Here is a 22,676-nt window from a genome sequence, read left to right as displayed (position 1 = left end):
TCGGCGACAGGGTGAAACTGCTCTGTTGAACGAAGAATCCGCTAAATTCATGGTTACAGACCGGCTCGGGGATGTTTACACAAAATTTTCCGCACTACCGTTTTTTACATTTTGGGCAACCTGTTCCTAATATCTGTATTTTCATCTTCCCTCTCCTTTCTCGCCGCACAAAAACACTGTAAGTAATGTTCCTCATAAACTGGATGCCCCTGGATAACGCGCTCAACACATTGAAGCATTGAAGCGAGGCAGCGCATTTTCAGAGAATAGTAAATATGCAGCCCGTCCTTTCGATCTTCAATAATGTGGAGATCGCGGAGTATGGCTAAATGTTTGCTGATCGTCGTCCTGTCAAAGTGAAAAAGTTCCGCTATTTCACAGGCACACATCTCTCTCTTTTCCAGAGTTTCCACAATAGAAAGACGAACAGGATGACCTAGGGCTTTGAAAATAGCTGCTTTTTCCCGTTGTAGGTTTGCGTCCAAGTCAACCCCTCCTTATGTGGCGATATTACCACATAAGGAGGGGTACCTGTCAATGCCTATTGCGCAAATGTGAGCATTCCAGATGAGAGCTCATATCCCCGGCGGGTTACATGCTCTAGAAAGGGAATGTCATGTGAGGCAATAATGAGAGCCATGTCAAGTTGATTTAGAACGTCTACAAGGTTTTGCCAGGCCCTTTTATCAAGACCGCTTGAGGGTTCGTCGAGCAGCAGCAGGTCTGGTTTCATTGCAAGAACAGCAGCTAAGGCCCCGAGTCTCTTTTGTCCTCCTGAAAGGGCGTAAGGAGGGGTATGAGCGAGGTTGTCTATGTTAAGGGTTTTCAAAACATTGATAGCTTGTTCATAGGCTTCTTCTTTGTTTATTCCTCTATTGAGAGGGCCAAAGAGCACATCATCAAGCAGGGTCGGGCAAAAGAGCTGGTCATCGGGATCTTGAAAAAGAAAACCTATGGTTTGACGTAAATATCGAAGATCCTTTTGGTTTTTAATAACTTTCCCCTTAACAATAATGTCTCCCTTCTGTGGGCGAAGCAGGCCCATTATCAAAGAGAAAAGAGTTGTTTTACCCGCACCATTTTCCCCTCGAATATAAATTTTTTCATTCTCAAAAATTTCGAAAGAGAGATTTGTAAACAGAGGCAAACTTCTGGGATAGGTAAAAGCAATATTTTTTAAACGTAACAGTGGCATCATAGAATAAAACACCCAGCCAACAAAATGTAGAGGGCTGCCATGCAAAGAGTATCAGGGGGGGAGGATGTCGCGCAAAAGGTGGAAAAGGGAAAAGAGCCGTTAAAACCTCGTAACGCCATAGCTTTAAAAACTCGCTCTGAACGAATGATACTTCGTATAAGCAGCATACCGACGAGGTTGCCGTAAGCTCTAAAAGTTGAAAAGGATACAGTGGGATGAAATCCCCTTAACACCATGCTTTTGTGAATTTTTTGTGCTTCTTCCGATAAAACGTGAGCGTATCGATAGGTAAAATGGAGCAAAAGAATAAGTTTTTGAGGCACGTGAAGACGATGAAGTGCCTGTAAAAGATCTGGCATTGTTGTTGTTCGTAAAAATGAGATAAAAGCCAAAGTTGCCGCATGAGTTCGTATTGTAATAAGCAATGCGAGGCGCACACCATTTTCAGAGGAAAGGGGAAGCGTGAGCCACATCATAAGAAGAAAGCTATCAAGGGCAAGAAGGCGAGTGATAATAACTTTGATAGGAATACGGGCAATAGTGACAAGCATAAAGGCATACATCAGCAGAAAAAATTGAGCGGCAACTGATGGCAAAAGAGCGACACATAAGGCGAAAAGAAAGACGAGCACGACTTTGATTGCTGCAGAGACTCGACTTAAAAAACTATCAGGAATATAAACTTGGCAATTCAATGAAGGGAAGTTGCTATTGCCCATATTTTTTACGCCCTCCAGCCCAGAAAGCCATCCCGGCAAGGCCTGCAATATACCCTATCCCTCCGATAATTTCACTGAATTTAGGTTTCGAAAGTTCCTTCCGGAGCAGAGAAAGTTCGTTCCTGATAGGGGCTATTTCTTTCTGAACAATTTCTTGTGTGAGAGCAGAAATCTTTTCTTCAGAAAGAGAACTTGTTGTATTTGAACTTTCTGGTGCCGCGAAAGCTGTTTTTTCAATTCTATCGTTTGGTTCTGCTGCTTCTATGGTTACTATAGTTTGACCCAGATGTCCTATACCGCCATTTACCGAGACTAGAAGAGATTGAATGCCTGTTGCATCAACGGGGATAGAAAATTGCCCCTTTTCGTCTGTCGTTCCTTCGACGATGAGGCTGTTATTTTTAGCATTTTTAACGTGTATTGCAGAATGACGGGCAGGCGCTCCATCATTGAAATAGGCTTCTCCAACAAGGGTGTTGTTTTCCATATAGGCGAAAACATTTAATTTATGGGCAGACGCAACGCCAGTCCACAAAAAAAGAAGTAGAGTTATACTCACAAATTTAAGGGATAACGTTTTTATTTCCATTTCTCCCATTCCTCCAAAAGAGATGGCATAGTGCGAAAGACGTATGCTGCGACAAAAGCTCCGATAAGAGACTCTATTCCCATAATGGGAATATGGGCAAGAAGAATAAGTTTGGCAGTCATGAAAAATACCTCACCACTTCCTGCAAGGGCAAGGGCCGTAAAAATACCGGCGCCAGCTACTCCTGTCGCTCCAGCAAGAGCCCCGGCAAGCCAGGCAGGCTTGCCAAGATGAAGAACATATCGTCCTAATAGACCTCCCAATACGCCAGATAGACTCATGGTGCATGTATTGACTCCGAGCACCACAACCCCTCCGAATTGGAAAAGAAGGGCCTGAAGAAAGAGAGCAACAAGATATGAGGGAAAAAGACCCATTCCTAATATAAGGCCTCCAATGCCGTTCAAAACCAGGTGGGCACTTGTCGGACCGATGTTGATATGTATAAGAGATGAAACAAACAAAGCAGCAGAGACAATTCCCGCACGAGGGATCATCTTTGCATCAATTCTTTTTAAGCCTACTGCGACACCTGCAGCAGCTCCTGTTGCCCCAATGAGAAGAACAGGGAGAGAAAGAACGCCTTCCGCAATATGCATTAGTTTTTATTCACCGTTTTCAGCCATAAAACTGCCCCTAATTCTATAGCGGCATCATTTTTACCATCAGGAGTTTTCATTGTTTCAGGAGCATCGGAAAGAGCTGCAAAACCCCACCAGCCTTCCCAAGGCATTACATACGTAAAAATACCTTGGTCATCTGTGCGTACTACTTGAGTAATAAAAGGATCAGCCGGAGCTTTAATGGCCTTTTTATCATTATAAAACTCGACTTCTACGTCTGCGCCGGAAACAGGTTTTCCATCAACTAAAACTTTTCCTTGAAAAACATTTCCTGCCCACAGACCATAAGGATGAGTAAGAGGAAGAATTTCTGCACGAAGCCCTACTGCTTCATCCCAGCCATCTTTCATTCCGAACGCGTTAACAACGGTTTTTGTGTAATGAATAATATATTTGTTTTCTGCTGGCTCCCAATATGGAGAGGGTTCTACGTAAAAGATATGGTCTCCGGGGCGTTTTACTACATAAGATGCCTTCCAGCTTTTCAAACCGTCTTTAGATATTTTTTCATTAAGAAAGTTCAGAAGATCTGTTTTTTCTGAGCGAACCAGAACCCCAAATTGAACGGGCTTTTCCATATTCATAAGGTGTTGTTCAAAAGGATGTGTGAAGAGAAGATCAAGATCAATTTGTTTGTTGTCATCTTGGGATACGATATTTTGATTAGGAATAATAACTTGAAAATGTGCCCGTAATGGAGAGGCAAAAACAAATAAAGAGCAAACCATAACAAGAGGAACAATAATTTGTTTTTTCCAGATTCTCACCGCTAAAAACCCCCTCAAAAATTATCGTAACACGAATTTCTATTATAGTGTTACTCTTTGGACTTAGTTTGTCAAGTTAAATAACGGTATAATATATAAAAGGTTCATAGTCCGCTTTGCTTTCTTGTGTTTTTTGATACCGACATTGTTTTATCAGGTTAAAAGAGTACCGGTGGCAGCTTGGTTTATGACATTGAAAATTGAAAATGAAGGGAGGGGCAATCATGAAGAAGCATGAATTTTATATTGTAGATGTTTTTGCGGAAAAAAAATATTCGGGGAACCAGCTTGCTGTAGTTCTTGGAGCAGGAGATCTTTCGAAAGAGGATATGGAGAGTATTACGAGAGAGATGAACTATTCAGAAACAACCTTTATTTTGAATCATTCTCCAGTAAACGGAGGCTATCCTGCACGGATATTTACTCCAGGGGGGGAAGTCCCTTTTGCAGGCCATCCCACTTTGGGAACAGCTGCTGTTATCGCCAGGGAAATAGCGCCTGGAAACCCTGATTTTATTACTTTAAACCTCCAGGTTGGGCCGATTCCCGTGATGAGAAAGGATCATCTTTATATTATGAAGCAGAACCAGCCAGAGTTCGGCCCTGTCTATCCCCCCGAAGATCTGGCGAGGGTGTTGTCCATTGATGCAAAGGAAATAGAAACAGGTGCCCCTGTCCAATGGGTTTCCACCGGTTTGCCCACAGTTATAGTGCCTCTTAAACGAAGAGAGGTCCTGAGTCGAATCTGCATAAATCGTAATGAATACGAGGATTTCATAGAGAGAATGGGCAAAGTCGCAATTTCAATCTATTGCAAAGAACCTATCCACAGACATAACCATCTTCATGTCAGGGTTCTTACCTCGTGTTTCGGGGTGGAAGAAGATCCCGCAACGGGAAGCTCTGGAGGGTGCCTGGCTGCCTATCTTGTTCGCCATAAGGTCATGGGGGCATCTGTAATAGAGGATGTGAGGGTAGAACAGGGATACTCTCTTCAGCGTCCCTCTCTTCTTTTTCTCTCTGCATCCGACCAGGATGGCGGAAAAATTGATGTACACGTGGGCGGAAGCGTCATTTTTGTAGCAAAGGGCGAGTTGATCTAAAAAGGGCTGTCCTTTTCGTGGACAGCCCTTTTATCTGATTAACTATTTTGATCAATAGGAACCAGGTTTTTTCCCGACTAAAGAGCCGGAGTTTTTTTGTCTCTTCCCGCCTTTTACGGCAACGGCCATTTTCTTTTCAGTCCATCGCGCCAGGCGCACGAAGGGCAACCCAAGCAAAAAATAAATGATGGCAACAATAATGCCAGTGCCGAAATAGTCGTAATAGGTTGTAGCCAGCTGGCCATAGGCCTTTGTCAAATCCACCATGGTAATGACGGAGACCAGTGACGAATCTTTCAAAAGAGAGATAAAGTCATTGGTTACCGGTGGCAAGGCGACTCGCAAGGCCTGAGGCAATACCACGTGTCTCAGAGCCTGCCACCGTGTCATTCCAAGAGCCAAAGCCCCTTCCATTTGTTGGCGAGGCACAGATAGGAGCCCAGCTCTGTAGTTTTCAGCTTCATAGGCGGCGTAATTGAGCCCAAGGCCTAATATTCCGGCAAAGAACGGGCTCAGTTTTATCCCTATGTTGGGGAGACCATAAAATATAAAGAAGAGCTGAATCAGGACAGGCGTTCCCCGAATTGCCTCAATATATCCGATGGCCAGACGAGAGAGCAAAGTAGGCCCAAATATTTTAGTCATGGCCAAAAGCAGGCCGAGGAAAATAGCCAGAACCATAGATGCAATGGATACCTTCATGGTAACGATGGCTGCCTTGCCCAATATAGGCAGGAAGCTTGCGTATCGATTTAACCGTTTGGCTAAAGTAATGTCAGGTTTTTGGTGTTCCGCCCAATGGTTGAACATGGAAGCTTCGATCTTGCTTGGAGAAAAATCCTGAAACATTTCGGCCATCATGGGGCTCCACATGTTCCAGCGGTCATAGATCTCCCGAAGTTTCCCGCTGTCTCGAAGATAGACGATAGCTTCATTTATATCTGAAAGCAGTTGCTTGTCTTCTTTGCGAACAGCAATTCCATACTCCATACGTCCAACGGGAGGGCCCACAAATACTATTTCAGGGTTGAACCCTGCATAGTAGACGCCGATGGGATCGTCAAAGAGTGTTGCGTCAAGACGTCCGTTTTCGAGATCGTTAAAGGCATTGATCTCATCTTCGTAGGTTCGTATGTCCTTAATGCCGGCCTCTACGAGGGTGAAATAAGCATAGGATTGTTTTAGGGTTCCCACAACTTTTCCCTTGCAATCTTCAAGGGTTTCAATGTCTTTTGTCCCCTTCCGGACGGCAATCTGTAGAAAGGTTGCGTAGTAAGGTATGGAGAAATTTACAACCTCTTTATGTTCCGGCGTGATTTCAAGGCCATCAAGGGTGACATCGTATAAATGTCGTTCCAGGCCAGGAATAAGATTATCCCATCCGTTCTGGACAAATTCGGTTTCCATACCAAGATAATCGGCGATGGCATCTATGATCTCCACTTCGTAGCCAATGAGGCGATCCATATCGAAGGGATCGTAGAACATATAGGGTACGCCCCCCTCAGTATCTCCTCCCCATTTGAGCACAGGTTTATCGGTAGCGTAGAGAGGAGACCCACACGCCGCAAAAACAATAAACAGAGCGCAAAGGAATCGTATCAGCCTTTTCATTTATGCTACATCCTCTGAAAAGTGTCTGAGAAATGCTTTCGTTCGTTTGTTTTGAGGTGTTTCAAACAGAACATCGCCGTCAGCCATTTCAACGATCTCCCCGCCGTCCATAAAGACAATATAGTCAGAAGCGTTGCGGGCGAATCGCATTTGATGGGTTACGATGATCTGAGTCATGCCTTCATTATCAAGATCTTTCATGACCTGCAGAACTTCCCCCACTAATTCGGGGTCGAGGGCTGAAGTCGGTTCATCATAGAGCATGACTTTGGGATTCATGGCGAGGGCGCGAGCAATAGCCCCACGTTGAGTTTGTCCGCCAGATAGGGTGGCTGGATATTTGTGGGCGTGTTCGGAAAGGCCAACTTTTTCAAGCAATCTCAACGCTATTTCATGAGCTTCTTCTTCACTGGCCTTTTTAACGACCATAGGGGCCAGCATAACATTTTCGAGAACGGTCCGGTGAGGAAAAAGATTAAAACTTTGAAATACCATTCCAACTTCCTGTCTCATATGATGACAGGCTTCCAGAAAGCTTTTGTCCAGTTCCTTTTCCTTGCCGGTGCGGCTTACCGTAACGCCGGCGATAGTAATGGTTCCGGAATCGATGTACTCGAGACAATTGAGACACCGTAAGAACGTTGACTTGCCGCATCCTGACGGCCCTATGATAGAGACCAGATCCCCCTCATGAATGTCTATGGAGATTCCATTCAAAACTTCTCCATCCTCAAAGCTCTTGTACAGATTTTCAACGTGAATCAAAGGTATAGCCGCACGTGTCAACCCGTCTCAACCTCCTAACTATTTTTTTGTGTGATTTCACTCTCCCCGATTTGGTTTTGAGTCTTCATATTTTGATTACAAGCAGGCATAGTATGACAGAAAAAAAAGCAGATGCAAGATGTAAATTTAAAGGAAAAAACAAAAAATAATGTTTTTCTATACGTTATAATTTCATTATGGATATTAACAGGGAGGGATCTTTTTCGATGTTAGAAAAAAAGCTTATATGCACTGCCTGCGGATCAACGTTTTCTCTTCGAGAGAACCTTGCACGTTGCCAAAAGTGCAGGGAGCCACTTGAGATCGAGGAGTTTATTTCAAAGAATATCGATACGGAAGAACGATCGGACATCTTCAAACGGTATAAGAGCTTTTTCCCCTTTCAGTCCAGTTGCAGCGGTCTTTCCCTTGGCGAAGGAATGACCCCCCTTCTTTCAGCTCCCTCCTTTGCTGAAAAATACGGGGTGAAAGAAATATTTTTAAAGAACGAAACAGTAAACCCCACGTGGTCTTTTAAAGACCGGGGAACAGCCGCGTCCATTCACCATGCCATTGAACTTGGTTTTCGCCGAATCGGAACTGTCTCTACAGGAAATATGGCAGCTTCCGTAGCTGCTTTCGGGGCAAGAGCAGGCCTTGAAACGACAATCCTTGTGAAGGGGGATATCCCTTCTGAAAAACTCAATCCGGTTGCCATCTATAATGCCCGTCTGATCAAGGCTCTGGGCGACTATGACCGACTTTACGAAGAAAGCCTCCGCCTGGGAGAAAGATATGGCATCTACTTTATGAATTCCGACGTTCCCTTCAGGGTCGAAGGGTCTAAGACCATTGCTTTTGAAATATGTGAACAGACAGAGTTTAATGTTCCTGACTTTGTTATTATACCAACAAGTGCCGGCGGCAACATTCGAGGCATAGAAAAAGGGTTTAGAGAGTTTTACAAATCCGGGCTTATTCCTCACATACCAACGATTGTCGCGGCTCAGGCAGAAGGATGTGCACCAATAGCGAGAGCCTACGAAAAGAATTCTCTCACTATTGAGCGGTTCCCCAACCCCCACACTGTCGCCCACGCCATAGAAAACCCTTTCCCCCCAAGCGGCAACCAGGTGTTAAGAATGCTTCACAGGCAAAGGGGGGTAGCTGTGGCAGTTTCAGAAGAGAGCATTTATGAATCTCAGCTAGAACTGGCAGGGATGGGGTTGTTTGTTCAGCCAGCTTCAGCTGTTTCGCTGGCGGCCCTTAAAAAACTGCGGCAAACTGGCTCTATCTCTTCAGAACAGAGAGCGGCATGTATCCTTACAGGGAGCGGGTTGAAATACACAGCTGTTTTCGATGCCTACAATCTCAATGCCGAAGAGTGTCTTATAGATGATCTTGAGAAGCTTCTTGCAGTGAAATGAAAGGCAAAGGGGAGTAAGGGAGAATGCTGCTGTGTGAGCGGTGTCATCAACAACATGAAGAGGACAGTAAGTATTGGAGGTGCCCCTGCGGCGGGGCGCTTCTTCTCCACGTTGACGAAACCCGATTTCCTTCGCAGGAAGCTTTGCAATCCCGCCCTTCATCACTTTGGCGGTATAAAGAGGCTCTTCCTTTAAGGGATGGAACGATTCCTGTTTCTCTTGGTGAAGGTCTTACCCCCCTTGTTCCCTTGCCATGGAAATCCGGCCGGGTTTTCTTTAAGCTTGATTATCTCTGTCCCACCGGTTCCTATAAGGATCGGGGAGTTGCCTATGAGGTAACAAGGCTGAAAGAACTGGGCATCTCTTCCATTGTTGAAGATTCGTCGGGCAATGCAGGGGCAGCTATGGCTGCTTATGCCGCTCGGGCAGGCATTCATTGTCAAATTTTTGTTCCGGAATATACCTCTGCAGGCAAGTGTGTCCAGATTGAAAGTTATGGGGCAGAACTTGTACGGGTTCCGGGAAGTCGGGAAGACACCACTAGAGCTGCAGAGCAGGCGGCATCCCATACTTATTATGCCAGTCATAACTGGAGCCCCTATTTTGTTCATGGAATTAAGACCTATGCTTTTGAAATATGGGAACAACTCCAGTGCACAGCGCCTCATAAGATCATTGTTCCGGCAGGGCAGGGAAGCCTCGTTCTGGGCTGTTATCTTGCCTTCCGACATCTTCTTCAATCAAAGATCATCTCTCGCTTTCCTCAAATCATCGCTGTTCAGGCAAAGAATTGCGCCCCCCTCTATGAGGCTTTTATTCAGGGGAAAGCAGAGCCCGTCCAAATAGAGAAACGGGAAACCATAGCGGAGGGAATTAGTTCCGCCCTGCCTGTACGGGGAAGGGAAGTTCTTGCCGCTATCAGGAAAACAGGGGGGGAAATGCTGGCAGTTGATGAAGAGGAGATAAAAAGAGGTTTTTATGATTTGGCCAAGGCCGGCCTGTATGTAGAACCAACCAGTGCAGTTGTAGCGGCAGCATTGGCTAAACTGGAAGGCCAGGGGAAGCTTTTAACCAGCGAAATAACAGTGGCCTTCCTTTCGGGTTCTGGCTTGAAGGCCACTGATAAGATTTTGCACTTAAAATAAATAACAGAATGAATTTTATAAATACGCATATAATTTGATAATTTAGGAATATCCCTTCCCATAAAGCCCTCTTTCCTGATATAATCCGCCCTAAAATTCTTAACCAACAGGAGGGCTCTACTATGAACAAATACATTTTTGCAGAGCGGATGAAAAATTTTCAGGCATCGGATATCGCCGCCATTCTAAAGGTGACAGCTGATCCTGAGATTATTTCTTTCGCCGGCGGCCTTCCGGCTCCAGAACTATTTCCGATTGATGAGATGAAAGAAGTTGTTGCTCATGTTCTCGAGAAGCATGGTAGAAAAGCCTTGCAATACTCGACAACAGAAGGACATGTTCCTTTGCGGGAAAAGATTGCGAGCCGGATGAACCGGAAATACCAGACCCGTTTGGAGAGCGGCAACATAATGATTACCACGGGATCCCAACAGTCTCTTGACCTGTTGGCTAAGATGTTTATCGACGACGGAGATGTCATCTTATGCGAAAGCCCTACTTATCTCGGTGCTCTCAGTGCCTTTAACGGCTATAACCCGCGGTACGTGGACGTCGAGACAGACGAAGACGGAATGGTACCAGAGGCTCTCGAAAAGGCTCTGAAAAGAGAAAAAAGAGCCAAAGCAGTCTACGTTATTCCAGATTTTCAGAACCCTACAGGCAAAACGTGGACTTTTGAGAGAAGAAGAGCCTTTATGGAAGTTATTAACCGTTACAATATAGTGGTCTTTGAAGATAACCCCTATGGGGAGCTTCGATTTAAAGGGGTCGTACCCCCTTCTCTGAAATCTTTTGACACAAAGGGGCAGGTGGTTCTTCTTGGAACCTTCTCGAAGATCTTTTGTCCGGGAATGAGAATTGCCTGGCTTTGCGCAGAAGGAGAAATATATGAAAAGTTTTCGTACCTTAAGCAGGCTGCTGATCTTCATTCCCCTACGCTGAGTCAGTATGAGATCGACACCTATATGGAAATGTACGATCTTGACGCTCATGTAGCTCGTATCATAGATGTCTATAAGGAACGGTGCGACATTATGATAGAGGCGATGAAGGCGGAGTTGCCGCCTTCAGCTTCATACACCGTGCCGGAAGGCGGGCTTTTTACATGGGTAGTGTTGCCTGAAAATCTCAGTGCCAGAGACTTGCTCATGACCTGTATTGAAAAGAAGGTTGCCTTTGTACCGGGAGGAGCCTTCTTCCCTAACGGCGGCCATGAGAACACCTTGCGCTTGAACTATTCCAACATGCCGCCAGAGAGAATTGTACAGGGAATCAAACTACTTGGAAACGCTATAAAAGAACACCTTTGTTAAAGATAGGGGAGCCTGGCTCAGTAACGAGCCAGGCTCCCCTAATATATTGCCCTGAAGAAAACGTCGCTACTGTTTTAAAAGCTTTTTCACTGCTTCACGAATAACACTTACTTCTGTTTTGTATTCTGCGGCGAGTTCCTTTAAAGGCTTGTCCTTTGGGGCATCCATGGGCCATCCTGCCTCAGCCAGTATCTTTTCAGGTGCGAGTCCATAGGTTTCTGCAATGCTCGACAGCGTCAACGAACCTTTTATTTCTTCCGGGTTTTGAGGGGTTGTTTGGGGGGACGAAGGGATCTCGATTTTTTGTTTTTCCAAATAGGCTTCAAGGAGTGCTCGAAGTTCCTCATCATTAACCCCTTCAATGTTTTTTAGCGATACATCGCGAGGAATGCCAGCCGGAAGATTTGTAATGGCAATAACCTCCTCCTCGGTAAGTTTCACAGTTTCCGCCACCTGGTGAAGGGTCATCCACCCATAGATACCGCCTGCTGCATTCCTTACTCCTTCAGTAGTAGATGGGGCGTAGGTCGTCCATTCCCCAGATAGACGGGCCGCACCGTAAAAACCAAAGAAGAGAAGTAAACCGACTATTCCGACGGCGAGAGAGGAGAAGAACTTCTTTTTCTTTCCGAAAGAGAGAGTTTTCTCCACAGGACACGTGTCAGCACATCGTCCACAGGCAATACATTCCGCGCTGTTTTCTGTTTCTTTTGCTTCAGGGTTGAGATTCACGGGACATGACGTATGACATAAATGACAATGAATACAAGATGAATCATTTCGACGAATCTTTACCAGGCTTAATTTCTGGCCAAGGGCAAGAAGGGCTCCGAGAGGACAAAGATAACGGCACCAGAATCGCTCAATCCATAAACTCGCGGCAATTACAGCACCAAAGAGCACTATATATGCCCAGGGCTTTTCCACTACTTCTTTCCAGCCTGCGCTGAGGTGCATCCATGCTACCCACGGATCATAATTACGCCATGCGAGGGTGCCGAGTTTCCATGTAAAAAAGAGAATGAGGGCGAGAACGGCATACTTTAGATATCGTGCTGGTCGATCAACAGACTCTGGCAGCTCTCTGGGGGTTATGGCCAATTTTCGAGCCGCTTTTGCGGAAAGCTCGCCTATGGTTCCCAAGGGGCAGATCCAGCTGCAAAAAATACGCCCTACGACAACAGTCATTGCTACAACACCAGCAAACAACACAAGAGAGCTTGGTGCCAATCTTCTTAGCCATGTCCCTGTTTTTAAATAAGCATATAATCCCTCTATACCTCCAAATGGGCATAAAGCATCTACTGGCGGCATTCCTTCGGGGCCGCCTCCTAGAAGTTGATGCCGATAGCCTATCCATGATAAGAAGATGAGAAATGCAAGTTGAACGGCCAGACGGATCTTTTGCGATTTCATAGTCGTACCCCCTTCTTTTACTCCTTTGTTTAAAATTATCTTTTAGAAGAGAGGTTTTGGCTATCGGCAAAAAGACGTACTCCACGGAGGTATTTGTAACGAACGCAGAGACGAAGGGCTACGTTTTTCTAATCACCGGTACTTTCATCACTCCGTTTCTTTTTGATAATGAGAACGGCAGCGATTATACCTACGCCAATAACGAGCCAGATCATGGTTAAGGCGTTCATACATATTCACCTCCTCACCTATGCCGTTGGGAGTCCTTGCATTTTTTGAGAGAAGTTGCTTTTTGACACGCACGAGGCGCGGTTGAAAAAACTAAATCTAGTGAATAGATAAACAATTGCTATCAATTTGAAAGTAACATAAAAAACAGCTAAATTCAAGCATTAATTTTATTTAACATTGGCGATGGTTTTTTTAAATCCTGAGAAAAGAACTTCGGGATATAATGTTGTAAAGGGGGGAAGATAATGGATCAGGAAAAAGTATTTTGGAGAATGCTTGATGTCATTGAAGATTTTATTGTTCCCGAAACCCGTTTGGCGGTGGCCCATGGCCATAAAATTTTTGGCGCGGCCATTGTGCGTCGTTCTGACCTCTCCCTTGTAGTGGCAGAAACAAATCATGAAGGGTGGAGCCCCCTTTGGCATGGGGGAGTCTATACTATAAAAAAATTTTTCGAACTTGCTGACCATCCCGATCCTAAAGAATGTATCTTTCTCTCAACACATGAACCCTGTTCCATGTGCCTTTCTTCCATTGCGTGGTCAGGGTTTCCTCAGATTTATTTTCTTTTTGGGTATGAACAAACAAGAAACGCTTTTAACATTCCCTACGATATCCAAATTTTAAATGAAGTCTTTAATTGCCCCAAGCCAAGTCGTAAAAACAAATTTTTTGAAAGTTTTTCCTTACAGGAGATGGTTTCGCAACTGAGCGAGCCTGATCTTGCAAAGGCGAGGTTAGAAAAGCTGCAACGCATATATAATGAACTGTCAGATGTATACCAGGCGAGAGAGAAAAAACGATCTTGAAATGAAGGAGGAAAAAATATGGCACTTACAGATATTATAGGGCCGGTTATGATCGGTCCATCTTCCAGTCATACTGCCGGTGCGGCCCGTCTTGGCCGACTGGCTTTAGCATGCTGGGGAGGTGATCCCCTGGAAAGTGTTGAAATATTTTTGCGCGGGAGTTTCGCCCACACAAGCTATGGGCATGGAACAGATCGAGCCCTCATTGCCGGACTTCTCGATATGGCTCCAGATGATATTCGGTTGCGTGACGCCTTGCTGATCGCAAGAGAGCGAAAGTTCAATTATCGTTTTGATGCCGAAGAGATAGATGGGGCACATCCGAATTCTGCCCGATTTGTTTTTACCGGCAAAGATGGCAGAACCCTTGAGGTTATCGGAGCCTCTATTGGCGGCGGGGCAGTAGAGCTTCAACAGGTTGACGGCTTTAACGTGAGTGTGTCAGGAGAGCTCCCTTCTCTTATAACCTTTCATCAGGATACCCATGGTGTGGTCGCGGCAGTAACAAGGCTCTTTGCAGATATGAAGATCAATATTGCCACATTGAGCCTGTATCGAAAATCCAGGGGAGGAAAGGCTTCCCTTGTTATCGAACTCGACCTTCAGTCTCCGCCCCATAGAAGTGTCAGGGAGGCTATTGAGAAGGCGCACCCATCTATTGAACGGGTATTGCCCCTATACAATGAGGGAGGAAACGTATCATGAGATCACTTGCGGAAGTTATAGCTCTGAGCCTGAACCAAAACTGCTCATTTTGCCAAGCAGCATTATCGAAGGAAGGACTGGAAACAGGTCTCTCTATCGAGCATATTCGAGACGGAATGAAGGAGCGGCTTATAGATATGGAAAAGTCTGTTTCTGATGCCCTCTCTCAAAAATGGAATGGTAAAATCGTTAAATCTGATTTTGGGAAATTGAATGACTACTCTCAAAGCCAACAATCTTTATCCAGCGAGTATATATTGCGAGCCAGCGAGATCGCTTTGGCGGTGGCAACCTATAATGCTGCGATGGGTCGTATTGTGGCGGCTCCTACAGCGGGGAGCTGCGGCATTTTGCCAGGCCTCCTTTTTGCCTATAAAGAGCTTTTCCGCCCTGAGGAAGAAGCCCTTGTCGATGCTTTGATAGTGGCTGGCTCTGTAGGGGAAGTCGTAGCTTCCAGAGCGACACTGGCAGGAGCTGAAGGAGGCTGTCAGGCTGAATGCGGCGCTGCAGCAGCCATGGGAGCCGCCGCTCTTGTGGCCCTTCGGGGGGGGACAAGTGAAGCCATAGGGCACAGCGTTGCCCTGACCTTCAAATCCATACTCGGCCTCGTTTGCGATCCTGTAGGGGGATTGGTGGAATCACCATGCATTAAGAGAAATGGGATGCTCGTTTCGCTGGCTGTCTTGGGGGCGGACATGGCTCTTGCAGGCATGGAATCAATAATTCCAGCCGATGAAGTTATTGATGCTATGGCACAGGTTGGCCGTGCCATCCCGGAATCTTTGCGGGAAACGGCTCAAGGCGGTCTTGCCATTACCCCAACGGCCCGCCGTCTTGTAGCGGAAATTTTCCACGAGAGGTGGTAGACCGTGCAGTTCTTTGCAAAGATTCTGGCGCCGATTATTGTTATTCTTTGCGGAGTTGCGCTGCTCCTAATTTCACTTCGGCGCTTTAGGGCAGGTCAGACAGGACGGGCCATGCTTGATATTGTTTGGGCTATAGCCCTATTTATACTGGCCTATATGCAATACTTTTATAAATCATCCTGATATATTGGCAACAGAAAGATGGCCAACAGACAAACGAGGAGGTCATTGGGATGAGAATGACAACGTTGCTTACCCCCACTTTAAAAAAGGAACCTGCGGGATGGCAGGATCCAGGTGCTATTCGTCTTCTTCGAGGAGGCTATGCCCTTGATCTTCACCATGGGGAGTGGAGTTTGTTTCCCTTGGGAGCATTGCTGAGGGACAATGTTGCCTGGACCTTTATCCATGCCTTTATGGACGAGGGTTTTCAGCAGCTGGAAGACCTTCTTTATAGAAAAGAAGGAATCCAATTGCTTGCACAGAGGGTGGTTCAAAGCTACCGGGATCTTCCTCTACGGGTAATGGAGCTTCGGGGAGGACGGTTGCTTCTCAGCGGAATAGAGGCTTCTTCACCGGAAGAATGTCAAAAAAATTTGCTGTATTTCATTGAAAACCTGCTTGAAAACATGGCTCTGTCCGGTTTCAAAATAGAAGACGCAACACTGGGAAAAGAAGGAGCCTACATTGCCATCCACGCAGAAGACGAGTTTGCCGCATCTTCAAAAGGGGTAGAATGCCCTTCCTGCGGATGGTATGGTACTACCCATGCCCATGCAGGGGAAACCAAGCCTTTTCGAACAGAAGAGGAGTCTTCAGCGCAGGAAGTGTTCACCCCTGGAGCCGAGTCTATAGACGCCCTCTGCTCCTATCTCGAGGTTCCTTCGGAACAAACAATAAAGACCATGTTCTATATGGCCGAAATGAATGGCGTCTTCCAGCCGGTGACAGTTCTTATCAGGGGAGATAGACAGATAAGCGAACGGAAGCTTCTTGTATCGCTGGGGGCGACGGAAGTTCGCATTGCAGAGGAAAAAGAACTTATTGAAATCATGGGGCAAAAGCCAGGGTTCCTCGGACCTGTAGACCTCCCTGACACACTTCTTGTCATCGCAGATTCAAGTGTGGAAGGTTGCAAAGGTGTTGTAACAGGAGCAAATCGGCCGGAATATCACCTCACTGGAGTGACGTGGGGGCGTGATTTCAAAACGGAACGTGTTGCCGATATTGCTCTTCTTGAAGAAGGGATGGATTGCCCCCATTGCGGCTCAGCTTTGAGGAAGTGTCTGTGGAATGGCGTAGCGGCAGTATGGGGAGAACCGAAAGACGCGCTAGAGACCCTTTACCAGGATCAGAGCGGCTCGTCTCAGAAGTGCGCGTTATGGAAGGGCTGGATCCATCTTGATAGCATTATAACGGCCCTGGCGAGACAAAAAACATATCCCTTGGGATTGGCGCCTTTTGATGTGGATATTATTGTGCCATCTATAAAAGACGAAACTGCCATGGAACTGGCGACGAACCTCTATCACGAAATGGTTCACCAGGGGGTCGTTGCTCTTTTCGATGACAGAAATGAGAGGGCAGGCGCTAAATTTGCGGATTTTGAACTTTTTGGCATTCCAGCAAAAGTTGTTGTAGGGAGAAAAGCGGCTGAGGGAATCGTGGAAGTACAGTGCGGTGAAGAAGTAAAGGAAATGCAGGCATGCCATGTAACGTGTTTCCTCTCCTCTTTGCTCAATGACGATGACACGCAGCTGTGATACACTGGCTGCGTTTATTAGTGAGTTAAATGGTATGGAGGGATATGGTATGAGGAAAAATGTGAAACTTTTAATTGCCATGGCTATAATCGCAACGGTGGTCTTGAGTGGAGTTGCAGGGGCAAAGGAAGTTGAGAAGTCTGATGGTGACAAAGTGTTGGCCCAGGTTGGAGACGTAGAAATAAAAGGGCAGGACGTAGAAGATGTAATAAAATCTCTTGACCCCCAGCAGCGCATGTACTATGAGAATGAGCAGGGACGCAAGGCCATTCTCGAAGAACTGGTCAACCTTGAGGTCTTCGTGCGATGGGCACAAGAAAATGATGTAGAGAAAGATCCAATTTTTATAGAGCGGCTTGAAAACATAAAAAGAGAAATCCTTCGTCAGGTTGCTCTTGAAAAAATGTTTGGCAATGTTTCTGTGAGCGAGAAAGAGGCCAGAGACTATTACACGGCTCATGTCACGGATTTTATGATCCCGTCCCAGATAAGGGCGAGCCATATTCTTGTAGATAATGAAGAAGAAGCGAAAAGAATAAGAGAAGAGATAAAAACAGAAAAGATTACCTTCGAAGATGCTGCCCAGAAATATTCGTCCTGCCCCTCTAAAGAGCAGAAAGGGGATCTTGGGTATTTTCAGAGCGACCAAGTCGTTCCAGAATTCAGCCAGGCTGCCGGAGCTCTTAAAAAAGGAGAAATAAGCGCGCCGGTAAAGACCCAGTATGGCTGGCATATTATCAGGCTCGAAGATAAAAAACCTGGTTCACTGCAGCCCTTTGAAGAAGTTAAAGGACAGATTGAAACCAACCTTCTTCGTGAGAAACGGGCTCAGATCTATACAGACGAAACAGAACGCCTTCGAAAACAATACGGTGTCAAGGTCTTCGAAAATAAACAATAGAACAACTCTTTGAGATAGCTTGTTAAGACAAGGCGGACAGATAATGCTGTCCGCCTTGTCTTTCCCAGAGATGACGGGGCGGCCATTTCAGAATAAATGGAAAATAGCGAAGGAGGAGATATGAGTGAAAAAAAGACGTTACAGTCAATCTAATAAAGAAGCCCTTATATCTTTCATGCTCTACGGCGTCTTTTTTGCCTGGTGGTATGTGGCGGCTTATGGATTGGGAAGCGGCGACCCGTCCTCATATACGTATGTCTGGGGTATGCCCTCATGGTTTTTCTATAGCTGCATTGTTGGATATGTTGCCATCTCTTTGCTCGTTTGGGCAGTAGTCAAAATCTTTTTTAAAGAAATCCCTCTGGATGAGCCTTCGCAAAAAGAGGGGAGCGGTTGTTAATGAACCAGAGAATATCTATGATCTTGCCTCTAATCATTTATCTTGGCGGGGTTATGGCCATTGCTCTTTGGAGCCGAAAGATTGGGAAAAAGACCAGCGATACAAAAAGCTTCGTCGAGGAGTATTTTCTTGGAAGCCGCTCTATGGGCGGGTTTGTTCTGGCTATGGCAATTATCACCACCTACACCAGCGCCAGCAGCTTTGTAGGAGGGCCTGGAGTTGCCTATAAAATGGGGCTTGGCTGGATTCTTTTAGCCATGATCCAGGTCCCCACCGCTTTTTTAACCCTGGGTGTTCTCGGAAAAAGGTTTGCTATTATAGCTCGTCGCATTCAGGCCGTTACAGTTACGGAATTCCTACGGGTTCGTTACCGGAATGATCTTGTGGTCATTCTCTCTTCTATAGCTCTTCTTATATTCTTCATGGCATCAATGCTCGCTCAATTTATTGGCGGGGCGAGACTTTTTCAATCCATCACTGGCTACCCCTATCTTATAGGCCTTATTATTTTTGGCATTACGGTGATCCTCTACACAACAGTGGGGGGATTTAGAGCTGTTGTGCTTACTGACACCATACAAGGGTCCATGATGGTGGTGGCATCAATAGCGTTACTTTGGAGCGTTGTTCATGCAGGAGGGGGCATGACTGCCGTTATGACCCGTCTCTATGAAATAGATCCCGCCCTCATTACCCCTTTTGGACCTGATAATTTTATTTCTAAACCCTTTATTCTTTCTTTTTGGGTTTTAGTGGGATTTGCCATTCTGGGTCTTCCTCAAACAACGGTGAAGTGTATGGGCTACAAAGATTCCCGTTCCATGCATAATGCCATGATAATTGGGACTTTTATCGTGGGATTCCTTATGCTTTGCATGCATATGGTGGGAGCTCTTGGGCGAGCTGTTATTCCAGACATTCAGGTTGGAGATCTTGCAGTGCCCACTTTGACAATAAAACTCCTTTCCCCTTTTTGGGCAGGTGTTTTTATAGCGGGTCCCCTAGCGGCTATTATGTCAACGGTGGACTCTATGCTTATTCTCGCTTCTGCAGCCATCATTAAAGATCTTTATTTAAACTACCTTTGTAAAGATCCGGAAAAAGTAAATCCAGCTACCCTCGGGAGGGTGAGTTTTATTTCTACAGGAATTTTGGGCATCCTCGTTTTTATCGCGGCCCTTAAACCTCCTTCTCTTCTAGTCTGGATCAATCTGTTTGCCTTCGGTGGCCTTGAAGCGGTCTTTCTCTGGCCTACGATTTTAGGCCTTTATTGGAAAAGAGCCAATGCTATTGGCGCTCTCTGCTCTATCATTGCCGGGTGCGGCGCTTTCTTTTATTTCACCATCACTAAGGTTACATGGATGGGAACCCACCAAATAGTGCCAACTATCCTTGTCGGTCTTATCGCCTTTATCATCGGTGCCTATGCAGGAAAAAGACCTGACGACGAAACAATCAGGATCTTCTGGGAGTAGTCCTTAAAACCTTTTGCGATTATATAGAGAAAAGACTCTTTTTATATTGAAAAAGAGTCTTTTCTCTATATTTTTTCTTTTTATATTCCTCTTCTTTAGCTAGCTTGACAGATAATTCTGGATGCTTATAATTAAACTATATATTCCGCAGTATAGAATTTGATTCCGTATCGTGGAATGTTGGAATAAATTGTTTTCTCCCCCCATCTTTAAGGAGGTAAAACATTATGACTGGCGCCAGAAAAAATTCCGGATACGTCCAATCCATAGAAAGAGCCATGTCGATTATAGAAGTTCTTGACGAACACGGAGAGTTAGGAATTTCTGAAATAAGCGATGAACTTGGTTTGGAGCCAAGTACTGTTCATCGTATCGTTTCTACCCTCAAAGGCCTTGGTTATGTGAACCAAAACCGCGAAAATCATAAATACTCCAATAGTTTCAAGCTTTTTGAAATAGGAAATAATGTGGTTAAGGCCCTTGGTCTTAAAAAGCAGGCTATGCCTTTTATGCGAGAGCTTTCTGATAAAACAAATGAAGCCGTAAATTTGGCTGTTATGGATGGCAAGTATGTTATTTACATCGATAAGATTGAAAGCCAATCGACCATACGTGTAGATCTTTCTGTAGGAAAACGCATGCCAACATATTGCACAGGCCTCGGAAAGATCATGCTCGCGTATATGCCTGAAACAAAGGTAAGGGAACTTCTTGAAGATGAACCATTCGTGCGTTTTACTAAAAACACGGTTCCCGACCTTGAAACCTTATTTCAGCATCTTGCCCGTATAAGGAAGCAGGGATATTGCATCGACAATGAAGAATATATTGAGGGGCTGTTTTGCGTAGCGGCTCCAGTATGGGGTCATTCTGGAGAGGTTTTGGCCGCTCTTAGTGTGGCGGTCCCCAAGTTTCTTTACGCAGATACAGAACGTCTTTTCGCCATTCGGGATTTGGTAATAGATGTGGCCAAACGTTTTTCGACCACCCTTGGATACAAATCCTGAAATGACAAAGGCTAAGAATTACAACCTTTATATCTCTCAAGAGGGAGGAATCTCGAAATGGCAAAGGTAACTATCCAGAAACTTAAAGAAATGAAACAGAAAGGTGAAAAAATATCAATGGTGACAGCCTATGATTATGCACAGGCTGTATTGGTGGAAAAATCCGGCATTGAAATTATTCTTGTCGGCGACTCTCTTGCCATGACCATGCTTGGAAACGAAGGAACTGTTCAGCTTACCACAGATGAAATGATCGCCCATATCAAACCGGTGGTAAAAGGCGCGCCAACGCCAATGATCGTGGGAGATATGGTCTTTGGTTCCTACAACGAGAGCATTTCTCAGGCTATCCGCAGCGCAAACCGCCTCATGAAAGAGGGCGGCTGTGATGTTATCAAGCTTGAGGGAGGGCGGCCCGAAGTGGTGTCTGCCATTGTGGAGGCAGGAATTCCTGTACAGGGACATATAGGTCTCACTCCTCAGACAGCATCAATGCTGGGCGGGTTTAAAGTTCAGGGAAAGAGCCTTGAGGCAGCTCAGAGAATAATCGATGAGGCGAAGGCCCTTGAGGAAGCAGGAGCCTTTTCCATTGTCGTTGAATGTGTGCCTGAAGAACTGGGACGGGCCATTACTGAAGCTGTTTCCATTCCTATCATTGGGATAGGCGCAGGGCGTTATTGTGATGGCCAGGTTCTTGTTTTCCATGACATGCTGGGACTTTTTGATAAATTCCTTCCTAAGTTCGTTAAACAGTATGCTCAGATTGGAGACGAAATTGTAAAAGCGCTAAGCACATACAAGGAAGAAGTGCGTCAAGGTGCTTTTCCAGAAGAAAAACACACCTTCGGAGGACTGAGCAGGGAAGATCTGAAGGATCTGTAAGAGTAAGCTGAGGTGAAAGGAATGAAAATTGCAGTTCTTGGTTCGGGAGCAATGGGATGCCTCTATGGCGGGAAACTTGCCGAAGCAGGATATGATGTTACTCTCATTGACGTATGGAAAGACCACATTGATGCTATTAATAACCGGGGTTTGCATATAGAGGGAATTGAGGGAGAACGGACGGTTCGCTCTATTCGAGCTGTTTCTTCTGCTGAGGAGGCAGGACCGTGCGACCTTCTCATTGTTTTTGTCAAAGCAACCCTTACGGCTCAGGCCGTAGAAAGCGCCAGGGGAATAATTGGGGAGCGAACAAGTATTCTCACCCTCCAGAACGGCCTCGGCAATGTAGAAAAAATAAGTGCCGTGGTTGAAGAAGAGAAAGTTATTGCCGGTGTAACGGGACACGGATCCACATTGCTTGGACCGGGGAAAATACGCCATGCCGGACAGGGTGTCACCGTTATTGGTGAACTCAATGGCGCTGTTGACGAACGTCTTCGATGCATCGGAGCGGTGCTTGAAAAGGGCGGCTTTGATGTAAAACTTTCCCAAAATGTTATGGGACTCATTTGGGGAAAGCTTCTTGTCAATATAGGCATCAATGCGCTAACGGCTATCACCGGTCTTAAAAATGGACGGCTTGTGGATTTTTCTGAAACAGATGAACTCCTTCGTTCTGCCGTCGAAGAGGCGGTTGCTGTAGCGAAAGGAAAAGGCGTCATTCTCGAAGGAGAAGACCCAGTGGAGCACGCGAGAAATGTTGCGAGGCTGACGGCAACCAATAGGTCGTCCATGCTCCAGGATGTTTCGAACAAACGCAAAACAGAGATAGATGTCATTAACGGAGCCATTGTTCAAGAAGGCAAGCGTTTAGGTATTCCAACACCGGTCAACAAGGTTCTTTACAACTTGGTGTCGGTGAAAGAAAAAACTTATGAAGAAGTATAAAGGGGGAGTC

24 protein-coding genes are annotated in these 22,676 nt (G+C 45.6%); 15 read left to right on the top strand and 9 right to left on the bottom strand.

Annotated elements, in window-relative coordinates:
- Positions 1–104: 104 nt before the first annotated feature.
- The 6 genes from BUC50_RS00355 to BUC50_RS00330 are packed head-to-tail and all read right to left on the bottom strand — an operon-like array spanning position 105 to position 3,896.
- Complete coding sequence (locus tag BUC50_RS00355; RefSeq protein WP_213700816.1) at positions 105–485, bottom strand: ArsR/SmtB family transcription factor; 381 nt, start codon at positions 483–485, stop codon at positions 105–107.
- Between the two features lie 56 nt (positions 486–541).
- Positions 542–1,198, bottom strand: coding sequence for an energy-coupling factor ABC transporter ATP-binding protein (locus BUC50_RS00350; protein ID WP_273015286.1), 657 nt, complete (start codon positions 1,196–1,198; stop codon positions 542–544).
- Positions 1,195–1,917 carry a cobalt ECF transporter T component CbiQ gene (gene cbiQ, locus BUC50_RS00345; RefSeq protein WP_213700815.1) on the bottom strand — a complete coding sequence of 241 codons (723 nt, stop codon included), beginning with the start codon at positions 1,915–1,917 and terminating at the stop codon, positions 1,195–1,197. Before cbiQ ends, BUC50_RS00350 begins: the two co-directional genes overlap by 4 nt.
- A complete protein-coding gene (locus BUC50_RS00340) occupies positions 1,907–2,506 on the bottom strand; it encodes a NikL family nickel/cobalt ECF transporter subunit (protein WP_213700814.1) in 600 nt (199 codons plus the stop codon). The genes cbiQ and BUC50_RS00340 overlap by 11 nt, the downstream gene beginning before the upstream one ends.
- Complete coding sequence (gene cbiM / locus BUC50_RS00335) at positions 2,497–3,105, bottom strand: cobalt transporter CbiM (RefSeq protein WP_273015285.1); 609 nt, start codon at positions 3,103–3,105, stop codon at positions 2,497–2,499. Before cbiM ends, BUC50_RS00340 begins: the two co-directional genes overlap by 10 nt.
- Positions 3,105–3,896 carry a DUF4198 domain-containing protein gene (locus BUC50_RS00330; protein WP_273015284.1) on the bottom strand — a complete coding sequence of 264 codons (792 nt, stop codon included), beginning with the start codon at positions 3,894–3,896 and terminating at the stop codon, positions 3,105–3,107. The genes cbiM and BUC50_RS00330 overlap by 1 nt, the downstream gene beginning before the upstream one ends.
- Before the next feature lie 224 nt (positions 3,897–4,120).
- Between BUC50_RS00330 and BUC50_RS00325 the strand changes: the two genes are divergently transcribed.
- The gene (locus BUC50_RS00325) at positions 4,121–4,999 is read left to right on the top strand and encodes a PhzF family phenazine biosynthesis protein (RefSeq protein ID WP_013047482.1); all 879 of its coding nucleotides are present in this window, start codon (positions 4,121–4,123) and stop codon (positions 4,997–4,999) included.
- A 51-nt stretch (positions 5,000–5,050) separates the two neighbouring features.
- Here BUC50_RS00325 and BUC50_RS00320 read toward each other — a convergent pair whose 3' ends face one another.
- Positions 5,051–6,613, bottom strand: coding sequence for an ABC transporter substrate-binding protein/permease (locus BUC50_RS00320; protein ID WP_013047483.1), 1,563 nt, complete (start codon positions 6,611–6,613; stop codon positions 5,051–5,053).
- On the bottom strand, positions 6,614–7,399 hold the full coding sequence (locus BUC50_RS00315; protein WP_013047484.1) for an amino acid ABC transporter ATP-binding protein: 786 nt from the start codon (positions 7,397–7,399) through the stop codon (positions 6,614–6,616).
- Positions 7,400–7,605: 206 nt separating this feature from the next.
- On the opposite strand from BUC50_RS00315, the gene thrC reads away from it, so the two are divergent.
- From thrC to BUC50_RS00300, 3 genes are all read left to right on the top strand, one after another.
- Complete coding sequence (gene thrC, locus BUC50_RS00310; RefSeq protein ID WP_013047485.1) at positions 7,606–8,805, top strand: threonine synthase; 1,200 nt, start codon at positions 7,606–7,608, stop codon at positions 8,803–8,805.
- Between the two features lie 23 nt (positions 8,806–8,828).
- Positions 8,829–9,950, top strand: coding sequence for a pyridoxal-phosphate dependent enzyme (locus BUC50_RS00305; RefSeq protein WP_213700811.1), 1,122 nt, complete (start codon positions 8,829–8,831; stop codon positions 9,948–9,950).
- Between the two features lie 122 nt (positions 9,951–10,072).
- Positions 10,073–11,263: an aminotransferase-like domain-containing protein gene (locus BUC50_RS00300; protein ID WP_273015734.1), complete on the top strand. Its 1,191-nt coding sequence runs from the start codon at positions 10,073–10,075 to the stop codon at positions 11,261–11,263.
- Positions 11,264–11,329: 66 nt separating this feature from the next.
- On the opposite strand, the gene BUC50_RS00295 is transcribed toward BUC50_RS00300, so the two are convergent.
- On the bottom strand, positions 11,330–12,679 hold the full coding sequence (locus tag BUC50_RS00295; protein WP_273015733.1) for a 4Fe-4S binding protein: 1,350 nt from the start codon (positions 12,677–12,679) through the stop codon (positions 11,330–11,332).
- A 476-nt stretch (positions 12,680–13,155) separates the two neighbouring features.
- On the opposite strand from BUC50_RS00295, the gene BUC50_RS00290 reads away from it, so the two are divergent.
- The 11 genes from BUC50_RS00290 to BUC50_RS00240 all read left to right on the top strand — a co-directional run bounded on the left by BUC50_RS00290 (position 13,156) and on the right by BUC50_RS00240 (position 22,666).
- Positions 13,156–13,719 (top strand): cytidine/deoxycytidylate deaminase family protein, encoded by a 564-nt coding sequence (locus BUC50_RS00290; protein ID WP_273015732.1) that lies wholly within the window; start codon positions 13,156–13,158, stop codon positions 13,717–13,719.
- An 18-nt stretch (positions 13,720–13,737) separates the two neighbouring features.
- Positions 13,738–14,424, top strand: coding sequence for an L-serine ammonia-lyase, iron-sulfur-dependent subunit beta (gene sdaAB / locus BUC50_RS00285; RefSeq protein ID WP_273015731.1), 687 nt, complete (start codon positions 13,738–13,740; stop codon positions 14,422–14,424).
- On the top strand, positions 14,421–15,290 hold the full coding sequence (gene sdaAA / locus BUC50_RS00280) for an L-serine ammonia-lyase, iron-sulfur-dependent, subunit alpha (protein WP_286677033.1): 870 nt from the start codon (positions 14,421–14,423) through the stop codon (positions 15,288–15,290). The genes sdaAB and sdaAA overlap by 4 nt, the downstream gene beginning before the upstream one ends.
- A 3-nt stretch (positions 15,291–15,293) precedes the next feature.
- Positions 15,294–15,473, top strand: a complete 180-nt coding sequence (locus BUC50_RS00275) for a hypothetical protein (RefSeq protein WP_273015729.1) — start codon at positions 15,294–15,296, stop codon at positions 15,471–15,473.
- A gap of 50 nt (positions 15,474–15,523) precedes the next feature.
- Entirely contained in the window at positions 15,524–17,053 is a 1,530-nt protein-coding gene (locus BUC50_RS00270) for a YbaK/EbsC family protein (protein ID WP_273313298.1), read from the top strand.
- Between the two features lie 49 nt (positions 17,054–17,102).
- Positions 17,103–17,954: a peptidylprolyl isomerase gene (locus tag BUC50_RS00265; protein ID WP_286677032.1), complete on the top strand. Its 852-nt coding sequence runs from the start codon at positions 17,103–17,105 to the stop codon at positions 17,952–17,954.
- A 124-nt stretch (positions 17,955–18,078) separates the two neighbouring features.
- Positions 18,079–18,354, top strand: coding sequence for a YhdT family protein (locus BUC50_RS00260; protein WP_286677031.1), 276 nt, complete (start codon positions 18,079–18,081; stop codon positions 18,352–18,354).
- Positions 18,354–19,829: a sodium/pantothenate symporter gene (gene panF, locus BUC50_RS00255; RefSeq protein WP_286677030.1), complete on the top strand. Its 1,476-nt coding sequence runs from the start codon at positions 18,354–18,356 to the stop codon at positions 19,827–19,829. The genes BUC50_RS00260 and panF overlap by 1 nt, the downstream gene beginning before the upstream one ends.
- A 227-nt stretch (positions 19,830–20,056) precedes the next feature.
- Positions 20,057–20,836 (top strand): IclR family transcriptional regulator, encoded by a 780-nt coding sequence (locus BUC50_RS00250; protein WP_213700519.1) that lies wholly within the window; start codon positions 20,057–20,059, stop codon positions 20,834–20,836.
- A 57-nt stretch (positions 20,837–20,893) separates the two neighbouring features.
- The gene (panB, locus tag BUC50_RS00245; protein ID WP_273015240.1) at positions 20,894–21,718 is read left to right on the top strand and encodes a 3-methyl-2-oxobutanoate hydroxymethyltransferase; all 825 of its coding nucleotides are present in this window, start codon (positions 20,894–20,896) and stop codon (positions 21,716–21,718) included.
- A 21-nt stretch (positions 21,719–21,739) separates the two neighbouring features.
- Positions 21,740–22,666: a ketopantoate reductase family protein gene (locus tag BUC50_RS00240; protein ID WP_273015241.1), complete on the top strand. Its 927-nt coding sequence runs from the start codon at positions 21,740–21,742 to the stop codon at positions 22,664–22,666.
- Positions 22,667–22,676: the final 10 nt, after the last annotated feature.

It is taken from the genome of Aminobacterium sp. EBM-42, assembly GCF_001896635.1.
GTDB lineage: Bacteria > Synergistota > Synergistia > Synergistales > Aminobacteriaceae > Aminobacterium > Aminobacterium colombiense.
This window is presented reverse-complemented; position numbering and strand designations above follow the sequence as displayed.

Excerpts from the sequence above, each read along its gene's own strand:
- BUC50_RS00350 (WP_273015286.1), bottom strand. The coding sequence starts at position 1,198 with ATGATGCCACTGTTACGTTTAAAAAATATTGCTTTTACCTATCCCAGA.
- cbiQ (WP_213700815.1), bottom strand. The coding sequence starts at position 1,917 with ATGGGCAATAGCAACTTCCCTTCATTGAATTGCCAAGTTTATATTCCT.
- BUC50_RS00340 (WP_213700814.1), bottom strand. The coding sequence starts at position 2,506 with ATGGAAATAAAAACGTTATCCCTTAAATTTGTGAGTATAACTCTACTT.
- cbiM (WP_273015285.1), bottom strand. The coding sequence starts at position 3,105 with ATGCATATTGCGGAAGGCGTTCTTTCTCTCCCTGTTCTTCTCATTGGG.
- BUC50_RS00325 (WP_013047482.1), top strand. The coding sequence starts at position 4,121 with ATGAAGAAGCATGAATTTTATATTGTAGATGTTTTTGCGGAAAAAAAA.
- BUC50_RS00320 (WP_013047483.1), bottom strand. The coding sequence starts at position 6,613 with ATGAAAAGGCTGATACGATTCCTTTGCGCTCTGTTTATTGTTTTTGCG.
- thrC (WP_013047485.1), top strand. The coding sequence starts at position 7,606 with ATGTTAGAAAAAAAGCTTATATGCACTGCCTGCGGATCAACGTTTTCT.
- BUC50_RS00305 (WP_213700811.1), top strand. The coding sequence starts at position 8,829 with ATGCTGCTGTGTGAGCGGTGTCATCAACAACATGAAGAGGACAGTAAG.
- BUC50_RS00300 (WP_273015734.1), top strand. The coding sequence starts at position 10,073 with ATGAACAAATACATTTTTGCAGAGCGGATGAAAAATTTTCAGGCATCG.
- BUC50_RS00295 (WP_273015733.1), bottom strand. The coding sequence starts at position 12,679 with ATGAAATCGCAAAAGATCCGTCTGGCCGTTCAACTTGCATTTCTCATC.
- BUC50_RS00290 (WP_273015732.1), top strand. The coding sequence starts at position 13,156 with ATGGATCAGGAAAAAGTATTTTGGAGAATGCTTGATGTCATTGAAGAT.
- sdaAB (WP_273015731.1), top strand. The coding sequence starts at position 13,738 with ATGGCACTTACAGATATTATAGGGCCGGTTATGATCGGTCCATCTTCC.
- sdaAA (WP_286677033.1), top strand. The coding sequence starts at position 14,421 with ATGAGATCACTTGCGGAAGTTATAGCTCTGAGCCTGAACCAAAACTGC.
- BUC50_RS00270 (WP_273313298.1), top strand. The coding sequence starts at position 15,524 with ATGAGAATGACAACGTTGCTTACCCCCACTTTAAAAAAGGAACCTGCG.
- BUC50_RS00265 (WP_286677032.1), top strand. The coding sequence starts at position 17,103 with ATGAGGAAAAATGTGAAACTTTTAATTGCCATGGCTATAATCGCAACG.
- panF (WP_286677030.1), top strand. The coding sequence starts at position 18,354 with ATGAACCAGAGAATATCTATGATCTTGCCTCTAATCATTTATCTTGGC.
- BUC50_RS00250 (WP_213700519.1), top strand. The coding sequence starts at position 20,057 with ATGACTGGCGCCAGAAAAAATTCCGGATACGTCCAATCCATAGAAAGA.
- panB (WP_273015240.1), top strand. The coding sequence starts at position 20,894 with ATGGCAAAGGTAACTATCCAGAAACTTAAAGAAATGAAACAGAAAGGT.
- BUC50_RS00240 (WP_273015241.1), top strand. The coding sequence starts at position 21,740 with ATGAAAATTGCAGTTCTTGGTTCGGGAGCAATGGGATGCCTCTATGGC.